Here is a 7,535-nt window from a genome sequence, read left to right as displayed (position 1 = left end):
GGGATGGAGCAGCCTGGTAGCTCGTCGGGCTCATAACCCGAAGGTCGTCGGTTCAAATCCGGCTCCCGCAACCAAATAAGCCGACTAATAAAGTCGGTTTTTTTTTATCTGAATTTCGGGCAAACCCGAAGATAGTCGGTTCGTTCTTCACAAAGATCGAGGCTCCCACAACCAACTAAGCCTACTTTAAGTAAGTTTTTTTGTATCTACATTTCGAGCAAACCCGAAGGTCGTCGGTTCGTTCTTCATAAAGATCAGGGCTCCCACAACCAACTACGCCTACTTTAAGTAGGTTTTTTTGTATCTGGAATTCGGGCAAACCCGAAGGTCGTCGGTTCTTTCTTCACAAAGATCAGAGTGCTTAAATTGGCGTAAGGCTTATATTTTCGGGTTAGGTTCGAGTAATTTTAGTTGGTGTTCATCTACCTGGTACTTATCGAGTATGCGCTGAATACTCCCGTCTTCAAATCGCAATTGCCAGGCAGCGGCTAGCTTTGCAAACTGCTCTTCGCTAATGGTTTTTTTGTTAAAACCGAAATACACCGGGTTCTCATAAACTTTTAAAATAGGTTTCAGTTTCTTATCCCGAACCCCCGTATCGTCTCGCCAGGCGGTAAAAGCCATAATATCGTCAAGTACGCCCTCTACCCGGTTGTTTAACAGTAAAGATATCTTGTCTTGATTGCTAACAATGGCGACAAAGATTCTATTGCTATGTTTGGAATTGATGATTTCATCAATTTCCTCGCCGTAATAGCTGCCATTTAAAAAGGCAATCATGCCCGAGCCATTGCTTTTTAACTGTTCCACCCGGGTGATTCCTGCAAAGGCGTAATCAACACCCACTAAGTAAATTTCTTCTAGGTGATGTGGCCCTATAAAATAAAAATGATTGCTACGGTCAGCGCTGTAGGTCATATGAACGAGCACATCCAGTTCACCCCGCTCGACTAACCTTAACGCCCGTAGCCATGGGCTTGGTATAATATCCAATTGGCAGCCGATATCTTCAACCAACATTTGCAAGAGCTCTATGGTAACCCCATGCCAACTATCGTTTTTATAATCAATAAAAGGACGAAAACTTAATTCACTCCCCAAACGAAAGGAACACGCAGCTGCAGGTGTTGCAGCGATTAAAAATGCCATTGCAAAGATTACCAACCTCATGATCTCTCCATTGTCATCAGCAACGCTACGTCGACCGTTTTAAGTTTAGTCTCTCAACGGTAATTTATCCGCTGTTATCAGACTTATTGTATGGCTACAGCGTTTACGTGCTTATTAAATTGGCAGCAATTCTATACCTAACTGCTTCGTGTAATTAAAAATGACCATGTATAATAGCCACTTTTTATTTGAGTACTTCGCAACTATGTGGCTGAACAAAGAACAGATCACCGATATCGCACTGCGCGCTTATCGCCAGCAGCTGTTGCAACACAGGCCGCGCCATGTGGTTATTGATCATTTGTTTAATAGCAGCCAACTGGAACAGGTGCTTAGCCAGTTACAACAAGAAGATTGCTGGCAAACCCAAAAACATACTTACGATAAGCTATATGTTGATGATAAAAAATGGCAAACAACGCCTGAGCCTGAGCGCTTTGTAAAACGTGATCTTTGGCTACGCAGCAACCTAGCATCAGGTAGCAATTTAGCGCAGGCATTTTTAGACTATTTACGCAGTGAAGAATTTCTTAAGCTACTGTCACGGCTTTTTAAAGTCCAGCTTACCGATAAAAACGTGGCCAACCCCGCCGTTAATACCAATTACTTTCGGCTAGGCAGCAGCGATTTTGTACACCAACACGCCGATGACTCACCCGGGCGCGAAGTGTGTATGCTGTTGTATTTAAATAAAGACTGGCAAGCGCATCAAGGTGGCGACTTAGTTTTTCAGGGGCAAGATAACAACACCATTGCCATAGCGCCGCTATTTAACCGCTGTGTACTGTTTGACCCCGCCTCACCCGGCGCTGAGCACTGGGTAAAGGCGGTGAATGCGGTGAATTCAGGGAGTGCTGCAAGCTATCGCTATAATGTAACCAGTTGGTATTGGTCTGAGTAATCAGCAGGTCCAGTAGAGGTGGCTGCTGTTATAAATGACACCTTATTTTAAATACCCGACCAACTTAATCAATGTTCGGAATAACGCCTTTTAACCGTTCGATATCCCCCTCACCCACACCGTTTTGGGCAAAATAGACAGGCCACTCTTTTACCAATTCCTGCACCTGCGAAATTAATTTTTTGGCCTTTATCGTTTTTAAACTAAAACGGATGGCTTGACTAAGTAAATTCTCAATACTGCCAACACGGCCCAGTGCGCCAATACCAAGCCCATGCTGGCGAGAATTATTTATTGGGAGCACATCATAAGCAGGTGCCAAACGCCAATGTTTTTGGTCAAAACTGTAAAGTAAAGCATGATTGCGGCTGTGATCATCGGTATTTCCGAGTAAAACATTAAATACCATGCGTTGATACAACTCTTGCGCATCAGTAGCAATAGCTGAGTGTTTGGCTAAAAACTCTGCCAGAAAGCCATAACTATAATTTGGGTTTAACTGTTCGGGATTCACCGCAGCAATATTAATCAGTGAATTTGCACTGATAAAGTGATGCGTCGGTCGTTGCGCTTCACAATCAAAACGTGCTGCCAGTAATACATCCTCGCCTTCTGCTGACACAACACGGGTATTAGCCACCTGTATCGGCAGCTCAGCCAACATGCGCATACTGGCATGCTCAACTTTCACCTGATTAAAAAGATCATCTGGACGATTAAACTTCGCCAGATAAGTTACCGTGCCTTCAGTAATTAGCGTTTTTGGTCTGGCTCCACCCATACTGGAACCATGCTCAAACGCTTTTTTAGCTTCTGCGGGAATCGCCTCATCCGATAAAATGGCGGCCTTACCCCGCAGCAGCATGGGTAAATCACCTAAGGTATTTTTGTTGTGTTTGGGTTTAGATGACATCCGCGACTTGCTAAATACCAAAGCGCCAACACCCATACCTGAGCCGGCTAATAAAAATTGCAAGGCATTCGCTGGCTTGGTTTTATGTAAAGAAAGAATAACCCGTTGCCCCCAGGCATCGGCTCCAGCATCGCTTAAAACACCGAATAAGCCTTTACCACCGGATGTGGTAAATAGCTCATCTGATAAAGGTAAATTGAGCGGATCCAGCGCAAACGCATCAGGACGGGCCAGATAACTTTTACCATAACGAAATTCACCGTAGCGGCGCAGAGGATCCAGTGTTACAACACCGCAAATCACGGGTGAATCTTCGAGGCCGTCAATAAAGACATAAGCTTGCTCAGAAGTCATTTGATAGCTCCGCTTTTGGCTTCCGGGCTTTGCGTTGCTGCCGATTATCAAGCAAAGCCAACTCAGTACTAACTGGCTCTGCCAACAGATGCAGCAAATTAAGGTTAGCTAACACCGCAAATAACGCCTCCGTGCTAACTGATTTACCATTTTCAATTGCCGAAATGGTATTGCGACTAAGACCCGTGCGCGTAGCAAGCTCGCCCTGCGCCATACGTTGAGCCCGCTGATGCTTTACTAATTTACCCAGTGCTTTCGCAAACTGTATCTGTTCATTCACAACCAACACCTTTTGCACTAAATTTTGTGCAATAACTACTATTGCACTAATTATTGCGCATAAATGAAATATGTCAAAGGTTGCTTTATTACGATCAATACTATTACAGCGATTTCTCGCTAACCCATTGCGGCTTGCTAAAACTAATCTGCTGCTCTTTGTGATGACAACTCTCGCCTTCTTTACGGTAATTTCTGCAGCCCCAAAAGCTGCCGTAGGGGCCGTTGCGTTGCACCATCTCGGCGCCGCACTTAGGGCATAATGGCACCCAGCTATTACACGTATCGTTAAGACACACTTTAAAACGCCCTTGCCGTGTCATTGCTGCGTTGCATTTGCCACAGCCGCACTCTACACGCCCATGCATGATCAGCAGCAAAAAACCTACACGCTTAATCCACTTGGCTTGGTGCAGCGCGGCCATATTAGCTATTTGGTGGCCACCGTAGCCGATTACACTGATATTTTGTTATTTGCCCTGCACCGGTTTGCCGACTTACAGCTAAGTGCGTCTAAGGCCAAAATCCCAGCGGATTTTGTATTAGCCGATTATGTAACCCAGGGCGCTATGCAATTTGGTAGCGGTAAACCCATTATCCTAGAAGCACGGGTAGCACCTTATTTAAGCCGCATTTTAACCGAAGCTCCCATTGCTGCAGATATGACGTTAACGCTCATGCCCGACGGCTGGTATCAGTTAACCGCAACGGTGTTCGATGGCTGGCAGTTGCAATGGTGGATCTTATCGCACTCCCGCGCCATTGAGGTGTTAGCACCTGCTGAATTGCGCCAAGAGATTATTGAGAAGCTAACCGAAGCGGCTGGGTTGTATTCGAAAAGTTAACTAAAAAACAACGTATCTCAAATGAAGCTCTTATTAACGCGTATGAAGAATGGTGACGTTAGCGCCATTAAGAAAGTTTTTGTTATGATATTACCCTTAACACGCCACTTTTACCCCATTATCGCCAAGCGATCTAATCTCTTAGGCAGTAAATCGGCAAGCTACCAACCTACAGGCCAGCAAAAAGTAATAGCCTTTACGAAAAAACAGCACAAAACGATCTAGTTAATTGGCACTGGTTAAGCTAGGATTCAGCCATACTGTTGTCAGGCAACTGGCGTTACATTACCAAGAATCGGAGCAGGCTATGGATGTGTTAACTAGCACCAAAAGGTGTTTGCTATTGTTAGCTGGCATGACACTGCTATCATCGCAAAACGCTCAGGCACAGGTGCCTGTGGCGCCTTATCAAACCTGGACCGACGTAGTGCGCACTAAGCCCTACGCCGAGAGTCAAGGCGTTTACGATAATGTGATGACGGTAAGGCGTTGGATCCTCACCCGCTCGGAACATTGTACTGAACGTAATCGCCATGTGTTATTTGATATGCGTGGTAATTTTCTCGATTTTATTGAAGATGCTAGTGACTCATCGCAAACCCAGCTAAAGCTTAACCAAACCCGCCAGGGCATGGCACAGCAAGGCCGGGTGCACGCCTGGGTAGAGGGTAATGCCAACACTGTAGGTTATCCTTTTGCTATTCGCTGCCATCAACCTTATGTCGATTTATCCCTGGCGGTATCCCGCTATTTAGGTGAGCATCCCGATGGCCGGCTGTCAGGCAATTGGAATGGCATTTCTGTGGGTACCCCGAAGAAGCAGGCCTCGCTGCATGATGTGCTGCAAACTGTGTATAAACGTCGGGTACAACAAAAACGTATTAGTTTACCCAGCAACTTATTACCTGATTTGGCGGGTATGCTAATTATCGAGAGCGGTGGTGTGCGTGAGGCGAAGTCAAAAGCCAATGCCAGGGGTATTTTGCAGCTCACCCCTACTGCGCTAAAAGACTGTGGTGTGCCAGCCAATAAGCATTTACATCGCATAGCGCAGGTAGATTGCGCGCTGTGGTTGTTTGAGCGCAATCATCGCATGTTGCAACCCGTGTTTTTAGCCCGTTTTGGCCACTTGCCAGAAGAAAAACGTGATCAGGTTTATCGATTATTGCTTATTCAAGCCTATCACGGTGGCCCGGGCCGGGTAAGATCCTTAATGGTGGACGAAGAGCTCAATAAACCGGCAGTCTATTTTGCTGATAACCATGAAAAATTTAGCGCCGGCGATATCGCCTTTGGCATGGTGTTTCATAATTTAGGGCGTAATCGACTGGGTTTTGCCTCACTTTATTACACTGCGGATATTCGTATTGCCCAACAATTGCTGGCCGCAAGAAATGACACTAGCTTGTTCGCCATGCGCCAAACCAGTGTTACCGGGCCTTAAGGCTGCTCGTCATTGGATGCGGCAACAAAGTCAATTTCCAGCTCGGCTTTCTCCACAAAGTACTGTGGCAGTTCGGCTTTAATAGCAGGTGCCAGATTTTTAAAATCGGCAACCTGCTTCACCAAGTTACCGCGGCCACTAATTAACTGGTTTTCTGCCGCGCTGTAAGCCTGGCTGGCAGTGTCCAGCCCGCGCTTAATTTTTTCAAAACTACCCAGAAAGCTATTTAACTTTTTAAATACGGTCTCCGCTTTGTCGGCCAGGGCCGCAGTGTGTTTATTCTGATCCTCATAGCGCCATAACTGCCGAACTATGTTTAAACTGGTTAATAAAGTGGTGGGTGTAGCAACCAGAATGTTATTACTGATCGCTTGTTGAAACAGGTTTTCATCCGCTTTTAGTGCTTCAACAAAGGCGGACTCAATCGGGATAAACATAAACACCATGTCAGGAGAATTTAAACCGGGTAATCTAAAATAATCTTTGGCGGATAACTCTTTTATCCGGCTACCTATAGCGTACACGTGCTCTTTTAGGGCTTGTTGACGTTCCAGCTCATGTTCGGCATTAACATAACGGCTATAGGCATTGAGGGATACTTTTGCATCAATAACCAAATGCTTATTTTGTGGTAAGTACACGATGGCATCTGGCCGAAACTTGCCCTCTTCCGTAGTAAAACTAACCTCCCGCTCATAGTCTCTACCTAACTGCAGGCCGGAGCGCTCCAGCACATTCTCCAGTACCAGTTCTCCCCAGTTACCTTGTAATTTCTTTTGTCCACGTAACGCAGTCGATAATTCGTGTGCCTCTTGGGTTATTTGCTGATTTAATAATTTTAGCGATTCCAGCTCTTTTTTCAGCTCACCTTGTGCAGTGGTTTCGCGATGATGAATATCTTGCACTTCTTTTTTAAACGCTTCTATCGACTGTTGAAATGGCGTTATTACTGTGTTTAACGTGGCTTTACTGCTCTCTTGCAAACTCTGGGCTTTTGCTTCAAGGATATCGTTGGATAAGGTTTTAAATTGTTCAACTAAGCTTTGCTTTTGTTTCTCAAAGTTGGCCAATTCCCGTTGATGGCTAGCATCCCGCTCGGCAAGTGAAGTTTTTAACGCGGTATAATGGTTAGTCAGCTTGCTATGCTCCTGTTGCAGTGCTTCAAGCTGGCTTTTTCCTCCCTGGTATTGTTCCAGCAGGCCTTGATACTGTTTTTCCTGCTCGTTTAAGGTGGTTTCATAATGCTGCGCTTTTTTACTTTCTTCTGCCAAAGCCAGATGTAGCTGTTTTAGCTCAGTTTTATAATTAACCACCTCTTCTTGCAATCTGTTGATGTTGCTTTCGCTAAAAGCGTGTTTTTCTTCTAGTTTGCCTGCAGCAAGCCGACTATGTTGCAGCATTTCGTGCTGAGTCGCGAGTTGTTGTTGCGCAGTCAATAGCTCAGTATGAAGACGAGACCACTGTGGTTTTTGCAACAACCTGGCTGCCAAATATCCCAGCAATAAACCAATAACCGTTGCTAAAGCGAATCCGAGTAACACGTTAACATCCAACGTTGTCATACTGTACCTTAATTATTAAAAGCGCATTAAACCAAAGCTAATGATAAGACTATAAAAAAAAATCACC

Annotated in this window: 8 protein-coding genes and 1 tRNA gene; 4 read left to right on the top strand and 5 right to left on the bottom strand. The window is 45.2% G+C overall.

The genetic code is table 11. The features are described from left to right. Window positions 1–74, top strand: a tRNA-Met gene (locus tag IE163_RS16820). A 304-nt stretch (window positions 75–378) separates the two neighbouring features. Here the strand turns inward: IE163_RS16820 and IE163_RS16815 are convergent. Further along, the gene (locus tag IE163_RS16815; protein WP_189434161.1) at window positions 379–1,170 is read right to left on the bottom strand and encodes a substrate-binding periplasmic protein; all 792 of its coding nucleotides are present in this window, start codon (window positions 1,168–1,170) and stop codon (window positions 379–381) included. A 160-nt stretch (window positions 1,171–1,330) separates the two neighbouring features. Here IE163_RS16815 and IE163_RS16810 point away from each other — a divergent pair, with 160 nt between their 5' ends. Continuing rightward, window positions 1,331–2,071 (top strand): 2OG-Fe(II) oxygenase, encoded by a 741-nt coding sequence (locus IE163_RS16810; protein WP_229833630.1) that lies wholly within the window; start codon window positions 1,331–1,333, stop codon window positions 2,069–2,071. A 64-nt stretch (window positions 2,072–2,135) separates the two neighbouring features. Here the strand turns inward: IE163_RS16810 and IE163_RS16805 are convergent, their stop codons facing one another. The 3 genes from IE163_RS16805 to IE163_RS16795 form a co-directional block, all read right to left on the bottom strand. Further along, window positions 2,136–3,338, bottom strand: coding sequence for a type II toxin-antitoxin system HipA family toxin (locus IE163_RS16805; protein ID WP_189434160.1), 1,203 nt, complete (start codon window positions 3,336–3,338; stop codon window positions 2,136–2,138). After that, entirely contained in the window at window positions 3,328–3,618 is a 291-nt protein-coding gene (locus tag IE163_RS16800; protein WP_189434159.1) for a helix-turn-helix domain-containing protein, read from the bottom strand. The genes IE163_RS16805 and IE163_RS16800 overlap by 11 nt, the downstream gene beginning before the upstream one ends. A gap of 103 nt (window positions 3,619–3,721) precedes the next feature. Beyond that, the gene (locus IE163_RS16795) at window positions 3,722–3,940 is read right to left on the bottom strand and encodes a topoisomerase DNA-binding C4 zinc finger domain-containing protein (RefSeq protein ID WP_229833629.1); all 219 of its coding nucleotides are present in this window, start codon (window positions 3,938–3,940) and stop codon (window positions 3,722–3,724) included. A gap of 39 nt (window positions 3,941–3,979) precedes the next feature. On the opposite strand from IE163_RS16795, the gene IE163_RS16790 reads away from it, so the two are divergent. Both IE163_RS16790 and IE163_RS16785 read left to right on the top strand, forming a co-directional pair. After that, on the top strand, window positions 3,980–4,462 hold the full coding sequence (locus tag IE163_RS16790) for a helix-turn-helix transcriptional regulator (RefSeq protein WP_189434157.1): 483 nt from the start codon (window positions 3,980–3,982) through the stop codon (window positions 4,460–4,462). A 307-nt stretch (window positions 4,463–4,769) separates the two neighbouring features. After that, window positions 4,770–5,906: a transglycosylase SLT domain-containing protein gene (locus tag IE163_RS16785; protein WP_229833628.1), complete on the top strand. Its 1,137-nt coding sequence runs from the start codon at window positions 4,770–4,772 to the stop codon at window positions 5,904–5,906. On the opposite strand, the gene IE163_RS16780 is transcribed toward IE163_RS16785, so the two are convergent. After that, window positions 5,903–7,468, bottom strand: a complete 1,566-nt coding sequence (locus IE163_RS16780; protein WP_189434156.1) for a DNA recombination protein RmuC — start codon at window positions 7,466–7,468, stop codon at window positions 5,903–5,905. The two genes, IE163_RS16785 and IE163_RS16780, sit on opposite strands and share 4 nt — an antisense overlap. Window positions 7,469–7,535: the final 67 nt, after the last annotated feature.

This window comes from Alishewanella longhuensis (assembly GCF_014653435.1).
In the GTDB taxonomy this organism is placed as follows: Bacteria; Pseudomonadota; Gammaproteobacteria; order Enterobacterales; family Alteromonadaceae; genus Alishewanella; species Alishewanella longhuensis.
Note: the sequence above shows the minus strand (reverse complement) of the source record. Positions and strands in the feature narration are given on the sequence as shown.

Excerpts from the sequence above, each read along its gene's own strand:
- IE163_RS16815 (WP_189434161.1), bottom strand. The coding sequence starts at position 1,170 with ATGAGGTTGGTAATCTTTGCAATGGCATTTTTAATCGCTGCAACACCT.
- IE163_RS16810 (WP_229833630.1), top strand. The coding sequence starts at position 1,331 with ATGACCATGTATAATAGCCACTTTTTATTTGAGTACTTCGCAACTATG.
- IE163_RS16805 (WP_189434160.1), bottom strand. The coding sequence starts at position 3,338 with ATGACTTCTGAGCAAGCTTATGTCTTTATTGACGGCCTCGAAGATTCA.
- IE163_RS16795 (WP_229833629.1), bottom strand. The coding sequence starts at position 3,940 with ATGACACGGCAAGGGCGTTTTAAAGTGTGTCTTAACGATACGTGTAAT.
- IE163_RS16790 (WP_189434157.1), top strand. The coding sequence starts at position 3,980 with ATGCATGATCAGCAGCAAAAAACCTACACGCTTAATCCACTTGGCTTG.
- IE163_RS16785 (WP_229833628.1), top strand. The coding sequence starts at position 4,770 with ATGGATGTGTTAACTAGCACCAAAAGGTGTTTGCTATTGTTAGCTGGC.
- IE163_RS16780 (WP_189434156.1), bottom strand. The coding sequence starts at position 7,468 with ATGACAACGTTGGATGTTAACGTGTTACTCGGATTCGCTTTAGCAACG.